The following is a 921-nucleotide window of genomic DNA, read 5'->3' as shown; positions in this document are numbered from 1 at the left end:
AAAAACAATACCTTTCAAAACAAAGGAAAACATCATAAATTCTACAGATATTCAAAAATCTGTAGAATATTTTGAAAAAGATTTGCTCAGAAAGTCTCTAGAACAAGACTTGACGAAAGCTGAAGGAGGATTTTTTGAAAAAGGGAGAAAAGCAGAGATTGGTGAAATTAGAAGATTTGGAGATTCTGATTGGAAGAAGACTGCTGAAGGATGGGAATATCTTAGAAAGAACAAATTATATCAAATAAATGAAAGGTTTAATGAAGATCTTGAGAAACAAATAAAAGGAGAACTTCCAAAAGGGTATAAGTACAATATTGGTTATCCAGAAGATAAATTATTAAGTGCTGGATTTCCGAAGAGAGAAATTCATATGATGGCTACATCTTTATCTTTAAAATCGAGCGATAAATATAAGAATAAACATCCTTTTAATTTGAAAGACATAAAAAATTTACCTCTTGCTCTAAATAATCCTATATTTGTATTAAATAGCAAAACACAATCAACATCAAAAGTTGTTATTACTGATTTAACAAGTAATGGTATAAATATTTTGGTTGCATTACAAATAGATTTTAAAGAGAAAGATGCTATTGTTATTTCAATTAGGAGTATTTATCCTAAAGAAAGTCTTAATGCAATTAAAGATTGGGTTATGAATGGATTGCTTATATGGAGAGATAAAGAAAAGTCATTGAAATTTTCATCCAAACTGCAGTCCAATTCCGCAGAAGTTGGAGAAAACAACAATGACTTTCAACAGAAATTGAAGAGATTTATTAATCCTTCCTTTTCTGAATATAAAGATATGCTAAAAAAGTCGTTTGAGCAACAGTTTGGTCCAGAATATTTTGAAAAGGCCAAGAAAGGAGCTGAAATTGGTACAATCAAAGAATTTGGAGGAAAGAAGTACATCAA

1 protein-coding gene is annotated in these 921 nt (G+C 29.4%); it reads left to right on the top strand.

Translation table 11 applies throughout. The annotated features are described in order from the left end of the window. On the top strand, positions 1–921 hold a 921-nt coding region (locus CTY47_RS17035; RefSeq protein ID WP_158228560.1), incomplete at both ends, for a MuF-C-terminal domain-containing protein.

This window comes from Parabacteroides provencensis (genome assembly GCF_900232875.1).
GTDB lineage: Bacteria > Bacteroidota > Bacteroidia > Bacteroidales > Tannerellaceae > Parabacteroides > Parabacteroides chinchillae.
This window is presented reverse-complemented; position numbering and strand designations above follow the sequence as displayed.